This window comes from Microbacterium sp. BWT-B31, from assembly GCF_041379855.1.
Lineage (GTDB): Bacteria > Actinomycetota > Actinomycetes > Actinomycetales > Microbacteriaceae > Microbacterium.
The window spans coordinates 1-14,526 of sequence record NZ_JBFECU010000027.1 but is presented as its reverse complement, the minus strand read 5'-3'; the positions used below and the strand labels follow the sequence as shown (position 1 = coordinate 14,526).

General features: G+C 70.1%; 16 protein-coding genes and 1 pseudogene. 11 read left to right on the top strand and 6 right to left on the bottom strand.

The genetic code is table 11. The annotated features are described in order from the left end of the window. A pseudogene (locus tag AB1K54_RS17065) lies at positions 1-96 on the top strand (IS982 family transposase); the annotation flags it as partial. 34 nt (positions 97-130) lie between these two features. After that, positions 131-430, top strand: a complete 300-nt coding sequence (locus AB1K54_RS17060) for a hypothetical protein (RefSeq protein WP_371203963.1) — start codon at positions 131-133, stop codon at positions 428-430. 59 nt (positions 431-489) lie between these two features. Here AB1K54_RS17060 and AB1K54_RS17055 read toward each other — a convergent pair whose 3' ends face one another. Next, positions 490-1,083, bottom strand: a complete 594-nt coding sequence (locus tag AB1K54_RS17055; protein ID WP_371203962.1) for a DUF4143 domain-containing protein — start codon at positions 1,081-1,083, stop codon at positions 490-492. On the opposite strand from AB1K54_RS17055, the gene AB1K54_RS17050 reads away from it, so the two are divergent. Further along, positions 1,062-1,634 carry an aldo/keto reductase gene (locus tag AB1K54_RS17050; RefSeq protein WP_371203961.1) on the top strand — a complete coding sequence of 191 codons (573 nt, stop codon included), beginning with the start codon at positions 1,062-1,064 and terminating at the stop codon, positions 1,632-1,634. The genes AB1K54_RS17055 and AB1K54_RS17050 overlap by 22 nt on opposite strands. 24 nt (positions 1,635-1,658) lie before the next feature. On the opposite strand, the gene AB1K54_RS17045 is transcribed toward AB1K54_RS17050, so the two are convergent. After that, a complete protein-coding gene (locus AB1K54_RS17045; RefSeq protein WP_371203960.1) occupies positions 1,659-3,008 on the bottom strand; it encodes a DUF222 domain-containing protein in 1,350 nt (449 codons plus the stop codon). A gap of 85 nt (positions 3,009-3,093) precedes the next feature. Here AB1K54_RS17045 and AB1K54_RS17040 point away from each other — a divergent pair, with 85 nt between their 5' ends. Beyond that, complete coding sequence (locus AB1K54_RS17040; protein WP_371203959.1) at positions 3,094-3,486, top strand: VOC family protein; 393 nt, start codon at positions 3,094-3,096, stop codon at positions 3,484-3,486. Positions 3,487-3,587: 101 nt separating this feature from the next. On the opposite strand, the gene AB1K54_RS17035 is transcribed toward AB1K54_RS17040, so the two are convergent. Further along, positions 3,588-4,946 carry an 8-oxoguanine deaminase gene (locus tag AB1K54_RS17035; RefSeq protein ID WP_371203958.1) on the bottom strand — a complete coding sequence of 453 codons (1,359 nt, stop codon included), beginning with the start codon at positions 4,944-4,946 and terminating at the stop codon, positions 3,588-3,590. 174 nt (positions 4,947-5,120) lie between these two features. Here AB1K54_RS17035 and AB1K54_RS17030 point away from each other — a divergent pair, with 174 nt between their 5' ends. After that, on the top strand, positions 5,121-5,681 hold the full coding sequence (locus AB1K54_RS17030) for an NTP transferase domain-containing protein (RefSeq protein ID WP_371203957.1): 561 nt from the start codon (positions 5,121-5,123) through the stop codon (positions 5,679-5,681). A gap of 48 nt (positions 5,682-5,729) precedes the next feature. Here AB1K54_RS17030 and AB1K54_RS17025 read toward each other — a convergent pair whose 3' ends face one another. Further along, a complete protein-coding gene (locus AB1K54_RS17025) occupies positions 5,730-6,662 on the bottom strand; it encodes a 2-hydroxyacid dehydrogenase (protein ID WP_371203956.1) in 933 nt (310 codons plus the stop codon). Positions 6,663-6,782: 120 nt separating this feature from the next. Between AB1K54_RS17025 and AB1K54_RS17020 the strand changes: the two genes are divergently transcribed. Continuing rightward, complete coding sequence (locus tag AB1K54_RS17020; RefSeq protein ID WP_371203955.1) at positions 6,783-7,214, top strand: DUF1761 domain-containing protein; 432 nt, start codon at positions 6,783-6,785, stop codon at positions 7,212-7,214. Positions 7,215-7,260: 46 nt separating this feature from the next. Here AB1K54_RS17020 and purQ read toward each other — a convergent pair whose 3' ends face one another. Both purQ and purS read right to left on the bottom strand, forming a co-directional pair. After that, positions 7,261-7,968, bottom strand: coding sequence for a phosphoribosylformylglycinamidine synthase subunit PurQ (purQ, locus tag AB1K54_RS17015; protein ID WP_371203954.1), 708 nt, complete (start codon positions 7,966-7,968; stop codon positions 7,261-7,263). Continuing rightward, a complete protein-coding gene (purS, locus tag AB1K54_RS17010) occupies positions 7,965-8,213 on the bottom strand; it encodes a phosphoribosylformylglycinamidine synthase subunit PurS (protein ID WP_371203953.1) in 249 nt (82 codons plus the stop codon). Before purS ends, purQ begins: the two co-directional genes overlap by 4 nt. A gap of 313 nt (positions 8,214-8,526) precedes the next feature. Between purS and AB1K54_RS17005 the strand changes: the two genes are divergently transcribed. The 5 genes from AB1K54_RS17005 (at position 8,527) to AB1K54_RS16985 (ending at position 14,427) form a co-directional block, all read left to right on the top strand. Then, positions 8,527-9,795 (top strand): ABC transporter substrate-binding protein, encoded by a 1,269-nt coding sequence (locus AB1K54_RS17005; protein ID WP_371203952.1) that lies wholly within the window; start codon positions 8,527-8,529, stop codon positions 9,793-9,795. Positions 9,796-9,898: 103 nt separating this feature from the next. After that, a complete protein-coding gene (locus tag AB1K54_RS17000) occupies positions 9,899-10,954 on the top strand; it encodes a carbohydrate ABC transporter permease (protein WP_371203951.1) in 1,056 nt (351 codons plus the stop codon). Next, positions 10,951-11,868 carry a carbohydrate ABC transporter permease gene (locus AB1K54_RS16995; RefSeq protein ID WP_371203950.1) on the top strand — a complete coding sequence of 306 codons (918 nt, stop codon included), beginning with the start codon at positions 10,951-10,953 and terminating at the stop codon, positions 11,866-11,868. The genes AB1K54_RS17000 and AB1K54_RS16995 overlap by 4 nt, the downstream gene beginning before the upstream one ends. Positions 11,869-11,927: 59 nt before the next feature. After that, positions 11,928-13,391, top strand: coding sequence for a GH1 family beta-glucosidase (locus AB1K54_RS16990; protein ID WP_371203949.1), 1,464 nt, complete (start codon positions 11,928-11,930; stop codon positions 13,389-13,391). A gap of 22 nt (positions 13,392-13,413) precedes the next feature. Further along, on the top strand, positions 13,414-14,427 hold the full coding sequence (locus AB1K54_RS16985; RefSeq protein ID WP_371203948.1) for a LacI family DNA-binding transcriptional regulator: 1,014 nt from the start codon (positions 13,414-13,416) through the stop codon (positions 14,425-14,427). Positions 14,428-14,526 lie beyond the last annotated feature (99 nt).

Genomic DNA, 14,526 nt, shown 5'->3' with positions numbered 1-14,526 from the left:
GTCGCCGCCAGACTCCTCGCCCTCGCCGCCGGCATCTGGCACAACTGGGTCACCGGCGCCCCCGCCAAACGCTCCCTCATCGCCTACGACCACTGAAGACGATCGGACTCACTCATCTAGGCTCGGCGTCGTGGGCGAACTCGACGATGCGGCGCGGTGGCTGGAGCGCGTGACGGGCGACCCGATGGCCGACGCCGTGCGCGGCAGGGCACGGGTGACGGATGCCTCGCCCCCAGCCGGCCGCGGAAGGCACCAGGAGTGCAGGGTGACGCTCGAGGTCGAGGCGGACGGCGTCTCGGCGCGTGCGGTCGAGCAGGTCGTCGTGCTGGACCGTCGCTACTGGCCGGTCGTCGGCACGGCGCTGCCGGCGCGCGTCTCGCTCTCGCACCCGGATGCGGTCGAGGTCGACTGGGACGCGCTCGGGCGGTGACCGGGCGCAGTCGAGTCATCCCGACGTCTGGGTGCGCTCGCGCGGTGCGCTGTCTTGGCTCATGGCCCGAGGAGTGCAGCCGGCACGACTCCGATTCCGTCCTTGCGACGATAGGCGTGCGTTCCCGTCGTGACGACGATGCCGTCGGCGAAACGATCGCCCAGGCGCTCCCGCAGCCATAGCAGGTGGCGCACGTCGTGATCGTCGACGGTGCGGGCGAGCTTGACTTCGATCGCCACCACGCGTCCGCGCGCTTCGACGATCACGTCGACGTCGCGGTCGCCGGTGGGGGCACGGAAATACCGCACTCGCGCCTCGGAGACGATGGCGTAGGACTGGACGCTCATCGTCACGAGATGGTCGAAAAAGCGGCCGAGCAGCGGTGCCCCGCGCCGCCCGGGCTCGAATTCCGGCTCTGAGAGGTCGAGAAGGCGGGCCGCCAGTCCGGGGTCGGCCAGCTGGTGCTTGGGGGCCTTCGAGAGCCGCCCGAGTTCCGAGCCGGCAGGCTGCCAGGCCTCGACGGGGTCGAGCAGCCACAATTGGGACAACACGTCTCGATATGCGATCGTGGTCGTCTTCGCGGGGTGATCGCGACCAAGGTCGGAACGTGCGACCCACGCCGACTGAGTGGGTGCCGCTCGGACACCCGGCATACCTCAAGCAGCAGGTCGAACTGAGCCTGCGCCGGCTGCGGGTCGATACGATCGACCTGCTCCAGCTGCACCGTCTCGATCCGGCCTACACGGTCGCGGATCAGGTCGGGGCACTCGCGGAGTTGCGTGAGCAAGGGAAGATTCGGCACATCGGGCTTTCGGAGGTCACCGGCGGGGAGCTGAGCGAAGGTCGTCTCGTCACGCCGATCGCCGCCGTGCAGAACCACTACAACCTCTCGGCTCGGGACCATGAGGCCGTGCTGGACTACTCGACCGCAGCGGGCATCGCCTTCATCCCGTTCTTTCCCCTCGCCACAGGTGACCTCGCCGGTCCCGGCAGCGGCCTCGGCGACGTCGCCGACGAGCTCGGCGTCACGTCATCCCAGGTGTCGCTGGCGTGGCTGCTTCACCGCGCAGCGAACATCCTTCCCATCCCCGGCACGACCTCGGTCGCCCACCTCGAAGAGAACCTGCGCGCTGGCCGTCTCACACTGACCGAGGAATACCTCCCGCGCATCAGTCCGTTCGGGGTCCGCCACGATGGCGAGTGATATCGCTGAGTAGGACGATCTCGATCAGAACGGTGCGGCCGAGGCGGCGGCCGAGGCGGCGGCGGTGGGCCGGAAGACGGGAACCCTGCGTTCCGGCTCGACGACGTAGCGCCTGCCGGACGGCGAGGTCCACTCGAGCGCGCCGCGGAGGTCGGCGGATTGCCGCACCCGCCACCCGCCATGGTGCTTCACCGTGTGGTGGCCCTTGCATAGCGGATTGAGGTTGTCGAGCGATGTCTGCCCGCCGTGCTCCCACGCGATGGTGTGGTCGATCTCGCATCGAGAGGCCGGCATGCCACACCCCGGAGCCATGCACCTCTCGGCCCGCCACCGCACCAGCCTTCGCAGCGCGGGCGGCGGCCGGTACTGGTAGCGGCCCACCGAGAGCACCATGCCGGTCTCAGGGTGCGTGAGCACCCGCATCCACCCGTCGGCGCCGCCGCATAGCTCGCGCGCCCGGTCGATCGGGATCGGGCCGACCCCCTCGACCATCGCGGGCGCCGCGGCGGCTGCGCCGTCGCACAGCAGCGAGAGTGCGGGGACGGTGACGGTCACCGATGCGCGGATTCCCCGGGCCTCGGGTGCCAGCGTCTGAGTGTCGCCGTCGAGGAGCAGGTCGGCGGCGGCATCGGCGCGCAGTTGATCGAGGGTGCGGGTCTCGCCCTCGCTCGCGGCGAGAGTCTTCGCGATCGCGGTGAGCCGTGTGTGCGCGGCGTGCGCCTCGACTGCCGGCAGGTGGATCGACAGCCATGCCATGCCGTCTTCGGCCGGTTCGACCACGACCCGGCACTTCTGTGCCGCGCTCTCGTGCCGCTCGGCGAGGGTCTGCGCCCGGACGGTGTCGATCAGTGCGCGGAGCGCACGGCGGAACGGGCCGACTGGATGCGCTTGGGCCAGTTCGATGGCGCGCGGCACGATGCTGTCGCGGAACTCGTGCTCCACGGCATCCACCGCGTCGACCAGGACCTGAGCGTGCCTTTCGGTCATACCCGCGCGACCGAGGGTGTCGAGCGCGGCCGGATACCGGTGCACCAGAGCCTCGGCCAGGCGCAGCAGTTCGCCCGCCGCGTGCTCGGTGATGCGCAGCGCCGCAGTCAGTTCGAGTCGTACCGAGCGCTCCACCACCTCGGCGAGCGCGCGGCCGTGCCGGGCTGCCTCGTCGAGCGCCTCGCGCCGCAGTGCGTCGACCCGCTGCAGTCGCTGCGCGGCGAACACCGACATCATGTCGGCTACTTCGAGGACCAGATCGAGCGAGTCGGGGTAGGACTCCGCTCGCAGTGCGTCGGCCTCGGCATCCGCCCACGACACGTCATCAGCCCAGAACGGGTCGCCGTTGAGCGGCGGTGCGTCGACGTCGGCGGGGCTGAAGGTCATGATCCAACATTAGTATATATGTTCGATCGCGGCAAGTGATTCGGTAGCTGAACGGGCGGCGGAGCGCGTCTGCGAGACTTTCGGGGTGGCGGGTATTCATCATGTCGAGATCTGGGTCGCCGACCTCGACGAAGCGCGGGCGGAGTGGCGCTGGCTGCTCGATCGGCTGGGCTTCAATGCGGTGAGCGAATGGCGGGAGGGGGAGTCCTGGGCGGCCGGTGATTCGTATCTCACCATGACGACATCGCCGAATCTCGTCGGATCGACGCACGACCGGCGGATGCCGGGTGTGAATCACCTCGCGTTCAAAGCCGGCGCCCGCGCCCGCGTCGACGCGATCATGGCCGAAGCCGATCAGCACGGCTGGCGCGCGCTGTATCACGACCGCTACCCGCACGCGGGCGGACCCAGCCACTACGCCGGGTGGTTGGAGAACTCCGCAGGCTTCAAGGCAGAGGTCGTCGCGGACGAGTCGTGACGGGCCAGGGCGTGTCGGACGGAGGCGGGTCTGCGATTGTTTGTCGCGCGCGCGTTCGTGGCGGGCACTGGCACCCGCCGCGTCCGATCCCGGCCCGCACCTCACAGCCGCTCGGCGAGCTCCCGCGAGGCCCGCGCGACCCGCTCGGCGACGAGTCCCTCCTCGGCGGTGACGAGTGTCGCGTCCGACACGACCGTGCGCCCGCCGACGAGCAGGCGCTTGAGCGGCGGCAGTGCGCCCAGCCCCAGGGCGGCGACGGGGTCGAGGATTCCGGCGTGCTCGACGCCGTCGATCTTCCACACCGCGATGTCGGCGAGTTTGCCCGGTTCGAGCGACCCGATCTCGGCCTGGCGACCCAGCACGCGCGCGCCGCCCATGGTGGCCACCCTTAGCGCGTCGCGCACGCTCATCGAGTCGGACCCGGTACGAAGGCGATTCATCAGCACCGACTCGCGGATCTCGACGCCGAGCTGCCCGGACTCGTTCGACGCGGCCCCGTCGACGCCGAGCCCCACCGCAACGCCCGCGTCGAGCAGCGCCCGCACCGGCGCGATGCCCGCCGCGAGCCGCGCGTTCGACGACGGACAGTGCGCGACGCCGGTCCCCGTCGCCGCGTAGCGCGCGATCGCCGGCTCATCGAGGTGCACGCCGTGCGCCATCCACACGTCGTCGCCCAGCCAACCCAGACTGCCCAGATATTCCGTCGGCGACATATGAAAGCGCTCAAGGCAGTAGGCGTCCTCTTCGACGGTCTCGGACGCGTGCGTGTGCAGCCGCACGCCGAGCGACCGCGCCAGCACCGCGGCCTCGCGCAGCAGATCGGCGGTGACCGAGAACGGCGAGCAGGGGGCGATCGCGACCCGCACGAGCGAGCCGAAAGAGGCGTCGTGGTAGCGCTCGACGGCCGTCTGAGAAGCGGCGAGCGCGGCATCCGTCGTCTCTACCGCGAAGTCGGGCGGCAAGCCGCCCTGCGACCGGCCGAGGTCCATCGAGCCACGCGTCGCGTGCAGCCGCACGCCGATGCTCGACGCGGCCTCGACGATCGCGCCCACGATGTCACCAGAGCCCCGCGGGAAGATGTAGTGGTGGTCGCCGACCGTGGTGCAGCCCGAGCGCGCCAGCACGGCCATCGCGCCCGCGGCGCCCGCGCCGGTGAGCCCGGCGTCGATCTGCGACCACAGCGGGTACAGCGACGTCAGCCAGTCGAACAGGATCGAGTCCTGCGCGTAGCCGCGTGTCAGCCACTGGTACAGGTGGTGATGGGTGTTCACGAGGCCGGGTGTGACGAGGCATCCGGATGCGTTGATGACTTCGGCGCCCGCGCGGGCGGCGGCATCGGCCCGCCCCGCGCCGACCGCGGTGATCACGCCGTCGTCGACGATGACATGCCCGCCGTCGTGCTCCGCGCCCGCGGCGTCGACGGTGGCGACGTAGCCGCCCACGATGACGATCCGGCTCACGCGCGAACTCCTTCGCTCTCGGCTGCCGCCGTCGCCCTCGGGATACGGATGCCGCACCCCGCGTCGTTCGTTGCCGTCCAGGTCATTCCTCGACGCTAGACCCGCGATGTTTCACGGGGAATACGCTGTCGTGAAGGCGGCCCGACGCCGGATCGGAGCCCCGAGGAGGCGCACATGCGGACCTGCGGAATCGTGCTCGCCGCGGGCGCCGGAACCCGGTACGGCTCGCCGAAGGGCCTGGCCCGCACGGCGCACGGCGCCCCGTGGGTGCGCCTCGCGGCCGACATGCTCCGCACCGGCGGATGCGACGACGTGCTGGTCGCGGTGGGTGCGCGCGCCGACGAGGTCGCAGCGCTCGTGCCCGCCGCCGCCCGCACCGTGCGGGTCGAGGACTGGCACGAGGGGCTGTCGGCGACGCTGCGGGCGGCGCTGGGTGCGGCATCCGTCCTCGATCCGGATGCCGTGATCCTCACGCCCGTCGACACCCCCGACGCCGACCCGCAGGCGGTCGGGCGCGTGATGGCGGCGCTCGGCGACGACCCTCGGCGCGGGCTCGCCCAAGCGACCTACGGCGGGCGGCCGGGGCATCCGGTCGCCGTCGGGAGCGCGCATCTCGCGCCCCTCGCCGCCGCGGTCTCCGGTGATCAGGGAGCGCGGCCGTACCTCGTCGCGCACGGAGTGGCCGAGGTCGAATGCGGCGACCTGTGGTCGGGCGAGGACTGCGACCGGCGCTGAGCCGATCACCCGGCCCGGCGCGCCTCACCCGGCCAGTGCCCCCGCGGCTCAGCCGCCGAGGACGACGTTCAGCGGGGCTTCGCCCGCCTGCATCCGCTCGATCTGCCTGCGCACGAGCCGCGCGATGCGCGGGGTCATCGCGGTCGAGGCTCCGCCGACGTGCGGCACGATCAGTGCGCCGGGGAGGGCCCAGAGCGCATGCCCCTCCGGCAGCGGCTCGGGGTCTGTGACGTCGAGGGCCGCCCGGATGCGCCCCCGGCCGACATGGTCCACGAGGGCGTCGGTGTCGATCAGCGACCCGCGCCCGACGTTCACCACGAGCGCGCCGTCGGGCAGCGTCGCGAGGAACCCGTCATCGACGATGTGCCGCGTCTGCGCGCCGCCGGGAAGCGTCACGATCACGATCTCGGCCTCGGCAAGCAGCGCGGGAAGCTCCGTGACGCCGTGCACCGGCATCCCGTCCTCCACCCGCGCGCGCGACGCGACCGCCGTGATCTCGACCTCGAAGGGTGCCAGCCGCGCCGCGACCGCCTTGCCGACGCCGCCGTAGCCCAGCAGAAGCACGCGCCGGTCGGCGAGGCTCTGGGCGAACTCGGGCGCCCACCTGCCCTGATCCTGCGCGCGCACGAACGCCGGGATGCGCCGCTGCGCCGCCAGCGTCAGCGTCACCGCGAGCTCAGCGGTCGACGTCTCGTGCACGCTCGACGCGTTCGCGAAGACCAGCCCCTCGGGCAGCAGCCGGTCGATGCCGTCGTACCCGATCGACTGCCCCTGCACGAGCCCCACGGCGACGCCTTCGAGCAGGCGCAGCGTGCGCCCGATGCTCATGTACGGCGGCACCACGATGTCGAGCCGATCGCGGGGCGCCGCCTCGCTCATGTCCCACACGAGCACCTCGACCCCGTCGGGCAGGTCGCCCAGCGATGCGGCGAAGTCTGCGGTCGGTACGGTCACGGTCAGGGGACGGATGCCTCGGCTCACCCGTCTACGCTATCGGCCGGGCGCGCCCCCGGCGCGGCTGACCACTCTGCGCGAAGCCGCACCGGTATCGTCGGCCCCGACAGCCCAGCCGGCCGACGAAGCCCGCCCGAGGAGGACGCCATGATCCCCGAGATCAACTACTGGGCGGTGCTGGTCTGCACCGTCGCCTCGATGGTGGTCGGATCCGTCTGGTACACCCCGAAGGTGTTCGGCAACCGCTGGATGAGGCTCGCGAAGGTCACCCCCGCCGACACCAACGTCGGCGCGTGGCTGCCCATCATCGTGTCGATCGCACTGTCGTTCCTGCTCGCGTGGGTGCTCGCCGGCTCGATCGCGATCGCGTGGCACTTCTACGGCGGCGGCTACCTGTGGTCGGCGATCGTGACGTCGCTGACGCTGTGGGCGGGTTTCACCGCGGGGCGCATCATCGTGCACGACATCTTCGAGGGCCGACCGTCGAGTCTCACGGTGCTGAACATCGCCCACGAACTGGTGACGGTGTTCGTGATGGCGCTCATCCTGGGCCTGTGGCCGCCGGCCGGCACGGTCTGACCGCTCGCCTGCGGTCGGCGAAAGAGCGGGTGGCGGATGCCTCGGCTCAGGCCGCAGCGGCGGCCACTGCGGCGATCGCCGATGTGAAGAAGCCCAGCCCGTCGACCCCGGAGCGCATCGCGGCGGCGGTGTCGGGGCCGAAGCCCGGTTCGACCGCGTGCTCGGGGTGGGGCATGAGGCCCACGACGTTGCCGCGCTCGTTCGTGAGGCCGGCGATGTCGTCGAGCGAGCCGTTCGGGTTGACGCCGGTGTAGCGGAACGCGACGAGCCCTTCGTCCTCGATGCGCCCGAGGGTGTCGGCGCTGCAGATGTAGCCGCCATCGCCGTTCTTCAGGGGGACGATGATCTCCTGCCCCTGTTCGAACCCGCTCGTCCACGCGGTCGTGGCGTTCTCGACGCGCAGGTGCTGATCGCGGCGGATGAACTGCTGGTGGGCATTGCGGATCAGCCCGCCGGGCAGCAGGTGCGCCTCGACGAGCATCTGGAAGCCGTTGCAGATGCCGAGCACGGGCATGCCTTTGCCCGCGGCATCCTTCACCTCGCTCATGATCGGAGCCCGCGCGGCGATCGCACCCGCCCGCAGGTAGTCGCCGTAGCTGAAGCCGCCCGGGAGCACGATCGCGTCGACGCCCTCGAGGTCGTGCGAGCCGTGCCACAGCGCGACCGGCTCGGCGCCGGCCAGGCCGATCGCGCGCTGCGCGTCGCGGTCGTCGAGCGAGCCGGGAAAGGTGATGACCCCGATGCGGACGGTCATTCCACGACCTCGACGCCTACGACGTCTTCGATGACCGAGTTCGAGAGGATCTCGTCGGCGATGCGGCGGGCGGTGGCGAGGGTGTCGTCGGTGACCGCGCCCTCGACCGTGAGCTCGAACCGCTTGCCGATGCGGACGGCGCTGAAGCCCTCGATTCCCAGGCGCGTGAGGGCGCCCGAGACGGCCTTGCCCTGCGGGTCCAGCAGTTCGGCCTTGGGCATGACGTCGACGACGATGGTGGGCATGGGAGAGCTCCGGATGTCGCGGGCAGGGGTCCCCTCCAGTCTAGGCGTCTCGCCCGGCATCCGGCCGCGGGGGCACGGGCGGCCCGGCTGGACTCCCGGTCCGCCCTGGTGGCCGAACCGCGATGAGTCCGTGGCCGAACCGCGATGAGTCCGTGGCCGAACCGCGATGAATTCGTGGGAGCGCTCTCTTGACATCCGTGGGATCGCTCCCATAACGTCGGTCCTGTTCGTGGGATCGCTCCCACGAAGGGCTCCCGCCAAGGGGCCGCCCAACCAACCTGCAACACATACCTGACAACACAAAGGAGTGACAGTGAACTCACGTGCCTTCCGCAGGGGCGCTGTGGCCGTCGCCGCCTTCTCGGCAACCGCCATCGTCCTCGCCGGCTGTTCCGGCGGCGGCAGCGAGACTCCCGCCGACGAGAGCGAGGGCGAAGTCACCCTCACCCTCGCGACCTTCAACGACTTCGGCTACACCGATGACCTCCTCGACGAGTTCACGGCTGAGACCGGCATCAAGGTCGTCCACAACAAGGCCGCCACCTCGAACGACGCTCGCGCGAACTTCTTCCAGAAGCTCGGCAAGTCGGGCCTGGCCGACGTCGAGGCGGTCGAGATCGACTGGTTCGCCGAGATGATGCAGTACGCCGACCTGCTCGCGCCGGTCGACGACAGCCTCAAGGGCCGCTGGCTGGACTGGAAGGAGGCGGCGGCGACCGACGCCGACGGCAACCTGGTCGCCTACGGCACCGACATCGGCCCGCAGGCGGTGTGCTACCGCTCCGACCTGTTCGCCGCCGCGGGTCTGCCGACCGACCGTGAAGAGGTCGCGGAGCTCTTCCCCACCTGGGACGCGTTCTTCGACGTCGCCGACCAGTACAAGGCCGCCACCGGCCAGCCGTTCATCGACTCGGCCAACTCGGTGCTGCAGGGACTGGTCAACCAGCTCGACATCGCCTACGAAGAGCCCGACGGCACCATCGTCGGCCCCGAGAACCCCGACATCAAGGCCGCGTACGACACGGTCGTGGAGCGGGCCATCCCCGTCTCTGCCTACGCGGGCCAGTGGAGCGAGGACTGGACCGCCTCGATGGCCGGCGGCGAGTTCGCCGCGATGCTGTGCCCGCCGTGGATGCTCGGCATCATCGCGGGCAACGCTCCCGACATCACCGGCTGGGACGTCGCCAACGCCTTCCCCGAGGGCGGCGGCAACTGGGGCGGCTCGTACCTGGTCGTGCCCGCCAACGGCAAGAACGTCGAGGCGGCGGCGCAGCTCGCCGACTGGCTGACCTCACCCGAGACGCAGATCAAGGCGTTCAACAACGCCGGCACCTTCCCGAGCCAGCTCGAGGCGCAGGAGAGCCCCGACCTCACCGGCTACGTCAACGAGTACTTCAACGACGCCCCCACGGGTCAGATCGGCATCGACCGCGCCAACGCGATCACCGTCGCCACCTTCAAGGGACCGAAGTTCTTCCAGTTCCACGACGCCCTGCAGAACGCGGTCACCCGCGTCTTCGACGGCCTCGAGAACCAGGACACCAGCTGGAACACCTGGCTGACCGAGGTCTCGGCCTTCTAGCCCGAACCTGGCGGGGTGCGGGCGGACGACCCGTCCGCACCCCGCCATCCATGCCTTTATCGAGGAGCGCGCCGGCGCGCATCGAGAGCACCGAAGGACGATCGTGACCGCAACAGACTCGCGCCCGACGCAGCAGGCCGAGGCATCCGCAGTGCCGCCCCGCCAGCCCCGGGTGCTCTCGTTCTCACACCGACTGAGTCGGTGGGACCTGAAGCTCTCGCCCTACCTCTACATCTCGCCGTTCTTTCTCATGTTCGCGGTCGTGGGTCTGTTCCCGATCGCCTACACGGCCGTGATCTCGTTCCAGGACTGGGATCTCGTGCGCAACACCGGCACCTTCGTCGGGTTCGACCAGTACATCTGGATCCTGACGCAGCCGCACTTCTGGACGGCGCTGCGCAACACGTTCAGCATCTTCCTGCTGTCGTCGATCCCGCAGCTGGTCCTGGCGATCTTCATCGCGGCGGTCCTGGACCGCAACATCCGCTCCAAGACCTTCTGGCGCATGAGCGTGCTGCTGCCCTTCGTCGTCGCACCCGTCGCGGTCGGCCTCATCTTCACGGCGATCTTCGCCGACAACTTCGGCCTCGTGAACACCTGGCTCGGCAACATCGGACTCCAGCCCATCCCGTGGCACAAGGACCCCTTCTGGAGCCACGTCGCCATCGCGACGATGGTCAACTACCGCTGGACCGGCTACAACGCGCTGATCCTGCTCGCGGCGATGCAGGCCGTCAACCGCGACTACTACGAGGCCGCGACCGTCGACGGCGCCGGCCCGGTCCGCCAGTTCTTCAGCATCACGATGCCCTCGCTCAAGCCGACCCTCATCTTCGTGATCATCACCTCGACCATCGGCGGCCTGCAGATCTTCGACGAGCCGCGCGTGTTCGACCAGTTCGGCCGCGGCGGCGCCGGTCAGCAGTGGCTCACGATCGCGCTGTACCTCTACGACATCGGCTGGGGCCAGTGGAACTTCGGCCGCGCCGCCGCGATGGCGTGGATCCTGTTCGTCATCATCCTGCTGATCGGTCTCGTGAACCTCTTTCTCACGCGCTCGCTCGTGCGCGACGAGGGCATGCACCGTGAGATCACGAAGCGACAGGAGCGCGAGCTCGCGAAACAGGCGAAGCAGCACATCAAGGAGGGCTCGCGATGAGCACGATCGGCACGCCCGTCCCCCTCGCCGTCGTCGAGGAGAACATCCCCAACGACCGCAAGCGCCGCCGCGGCGCACGCACGGTCAGAATCCGCGGCACGCGCCCGGGCTGGCTCGTCTACACGATCCTCACGGTGGTCTTTCTCACCGGGGCCTTCCCGCTCTACTGGTCGTTCATCATCGGATCGGGGGATGCCTCGTCCCTGCGCCGCCCGTTCCCGTGGATCCCCGGAGGCAACTTCTGGACCAACGCGGCCTCCGTCGTCACGAACGAGGCGGTGAACTTCTGGCCCGCCCTGTGGAACTCGATCTACAGCTCTTTCCTCATCGCCGCCGCGGTGGTGATCACCTCGACGCTCGCCGGCTGGGCGTTCGCGAAGCTGCGCTTCCACGGCGGTCCGGCGCTGCTGGTCTTCGTGGTCGCGACCATCGCGGTGCCGCAGCAGCTCGGTGTCGTGCCGCTGTACATCCTGTTCGCCGAGCTCGGCTGGACCGGCCAGATCGGCGCGATCATCATCCCCGCGCTCACGAGCGCGTTCGGCGTGTTCTGGATGACCCAGTACCTGCGTCAGGCCGTGCCGGACGAGCTCATCGAGGCGGCGCGCGTGGACGGGGCATCCATGATCCGCACGTTCTGGACCGTCGGCGTGACCGCCGCCCGCCCCGCCGCGGCCATGCTGTTCCTGTTCACGTTCGTGGGCGCGTGGAACAACTTCTTCTGGCCGTTCATCGTGCTCGACCGGCAGAACCCGACCCTCCCGGTGGCGCTGTCGCTGCTGCAGTCGAACTACTTCGTCGACTACTCGATCGTGCTGGCCGGCGTGATCCTGGCGACGATCCCGCTGCTGCTGCTTTTCATCTTCGCCGGCAAGCAGCTGGTCAGCGGCATCATGGCCGGCGCCGTCAAGGGCTGACCGGCCGCACCGAATCGAGGATGCTCATGACCATCGATTTTCGAAAGGACCCTGCTCCCATGACTTCGACCGCCTCGCGCGCGTTCCCCGAGAGCTTTCTGTTCGGGGCCGCCACCGCGGCCTTCCAGATCGAGGGCGCCGCCACCTCGGACGGACGCCGTGCGTCGATCTGGGACGCCTTCTGCCGTGTGCCCGGCGCCGTGATCAACGGCGACAACGGCGACGTCGCCTGCGACCACTACCACCTGTACCGCGACGACGTCGCGCTCATGAAGCGCATGGGGCTGCAGACCTACCGCTTCTCGACCTCCTGGTCGCGCGTGCGCCCCGACGGCGGCGAGCTGAACCTCGCAGGCGTGGACTTCTACAGCCGCCTGGTCGACGAACTGCTCGACGCCGGCATCCTGCCGTGGCTCACCCTCTACCACTGGGACCTGCCCCAGGCGCTGCAGGACAAGGGCGGCTGGGCGAACCGCGACACCGCGAACCTGTTCACCGAGTACGCACTCGACATGCACGACGCGCTGGGCGATCGCGTGAAGGTGTGGACGACGCTCAACGAGCCGTGGTGCTCGTCGTTCCTCAGCTACACCGCCGGCATCCACGCGCCCGGCCACTTCTCGATCGATGAGGGCCTGCTCGCGTCGCACCACCTGCTGCTCGGCCACGGCCAGACCGTGCGGGAGCTGCGCGCCCGCGACGAGTCGCTCAATCTCGGCATCACCCTCAACCTCACCGTCGCCGATCCGGTCGATCAGACCGACCCCGCCGACCTCGACGCTGCGCGACGCATCGACGGGCAGTTCAACCGGTGGTTCCTCGACCCGATCTTCCGCGGCGAGTACCCGGCCGACACGGTGCAAGACATCCGGGTGGTGGATGCCGCGGCCGTGGCATCCTTCGAGGCCGCCGTTCACGAGGGCGACCTGCAGGCCATCTCGACGCCCATCACCACGCTCGGCGTGAACTACTACCACGGCGAGTACGTGGGCGGGCATCCGCCCGTCGAGCCGGTCGACGGCGGCGACGCGCCGACCGACCGCGAGACGGCGTCGCCGTTCCCAGCCGCGCAGGGCGTGTACTGGCACGAGCGGGGCCTGCCGCGCACGCCGATGCACTGGGAGGTGCAGCCCGAGGGTCTCACCCGCCTGCTGAAGCGGGTGAGCGACGAGTACGCCGGGCCTGCGGAGGTCGTGCTGTACGTCACCGAGAACGGCGCGGCCTACGATGATGTGGTGGTGACCCAGCACGGAGAGACCCGCGTGCCCGACGCGGATCGCGCCGAGTTCGTTCGCGCGCATCTGGGCGCGATCCTCGACGCGATCGAGGAGGGCGTCGATGTGCGCGGCTATTTCTACTGGTCTCTGCTCGACAATTTCGAGTGGGCGTGGGGCTACGAGAAGCGGTTCGGTATCGTCCGGGTCGATTACGACACGCAGGAGCGCGCCATCAAGGACAGCGGCTTGGCGTACAGCAGGATCATCGCCGCCCGCGCCCTCGATCCGGCCGCGACCGCCGCGTGAACACGGAAGGATCCCCGTCACGATGAGCGCCGAGGCGACCCGCGCTACGGTCACGATCGAGGAGGTCGCCGCTGCGGCGGGGGTCTCGCGATCCACCGTGTCGCGCGTCGTCAACGGGTCGACCGCGGTCAGCCCCCGTGCGCTGGATGCCGTCAAGCGTGCGATCGCCGACCTCAGGTACGTGCCCAACCGCGCGGCCCGCTCGCTCGCGAGCAGGCAGACCCACGCGATCGCGCTGGTCGTTCCCGAAGACACCACCCGGTTCTTCGGCGATCCGTTCTTCGCGGCGATCGTCAGCGGCATCAACGCGCGCATCAGCAAGTCGGACTACGTGCTCAACCTGTTCATCGCGAGCGACGACCCCGGCGACAAGACGACCACGTACCTGTTGAGCGGGGCCGTCGACGGGGCGATCATCGTGTCGCACCACACGAGCGACCTGTTCATCGACCGCATCGCCGAGGTGGTGCCCGTCGTCTACGGCGGCCGTCCGCCGCGCGAGCGCGAGAACGACCACTACGTCGACGTCGACAACCTCGCGGGGGCTCGCCACGCGACCGAGTACCTCATCGCGCGCGGCCATCGCCGCATCGCGACGATCACCGGGCCCCTCACGATGCCCGCGGGCATCGACCGCCTCGACGGGTTTCGGACGGCGCTGGCGATGGCGGGGCTCGAGCCGGCCGGCGTCGAGGACGGCGACTTCACCTCGGACGGCGGGGCGACCGCGATGGCGCACATCCTCGCGTCGGGCGAATTGCCCGACGCGATCTTCGTGGCGAGCGACCTCATGGTGCGCGGCGCCCTGTCGGTACTCGATCGCGAGGGCCTGCGCGTTCCCGACGACCTCGCGATCGTCGGGTTCGACGACTCGCCCGTCGCCACGAGCGTCAACCCGCCGCTGACCACGATGCGTCAGCCCTCGCGCCAGCAGGGCGAGAAGATGGCGAGCGTGCTCCTGGAGATCCTCGCCGGGCGAGAGCCCGAGCACGTCACGATGCTCGACACGAAGCTGATCGTCCGCGCCTCCGCCTGACGCGGCCGATGCGCAGGCGCCGGTCGCCGCATCCGCCCGCGCGCCCGTGCGCCCGCGCGCCCGCGCGCCCGCCCGCCCGCCCGCGCGCGCGCCCGCCCG

Excerpts from the sequence above, each read along its gene's own strand:
- AB1K54_RS17055 (WP_371203962.1), bottom strand. The coding sequence starts at position 1,083 with ATGCCGGGTGTCCGAGCGGCACCCACTCAGTCGGCGTGGGTCGCACGT.
- AB1K54_RS17045 (WP_371203960.1), bottom strand. The coding sequence starts at position 3,008 with ATGACCTTCAGCCCCGCCGACGTCGACGCACCGCCGCTCAACGGCGAC.
- AB1K54_RS17030 (WP_371203957.1), top strand. The coding sequence starts at position 5,121 with ATGCGGACCTGCGGAATCGTGCTCGCCGCGGGCGCCGGAACCCGGTAC.
- AB1K54_RS17020 (WP_371203955.1), top strand. The coding sequence starts at position 6,783 with ATGATCCCCGAGATCAACTACTGGGCGGTGCTGGTCTGCACCGTCGCC.
- purQ (WP_371203954.1), bottom strand. The coding sequence starts at position 7,968 with ATGACCGTCCGCATCGGGGTCATCACCTTTCCCGGCTCGCTCGACGAC.
- purS (WP_371203953.1), bottom strand. The coding sequence starts at position 8,213 with ATGCCCACCATCGTCGTCGACGTCATGCCCAAGGCCGAACTGCTGGAC.
- AB1K54_RS16995 (WP_371203950.1), top strand. The coding sequence starts at position 10,951 with ATGAGCACGATCGGCACGCCCGTCCCCCTCGCCGTCGTCGAGGAGAAC.
- AB1K54_RS16990 (WP_371203949.1), top strand. The coding sequence starts at position 11,928 with ATGACTTCGACCGCCTCGCGCGCGTTCCCCGAGAGCTTTCTGTTCGGG.
- AB1K54_RS16985 (WP_371203948.1), top strand. The coding sequence starts at position 13,414 with ATGAGCGCCGAGGCGACCCGCGCTACGGTCACGATCGAGGAGGTCGCC.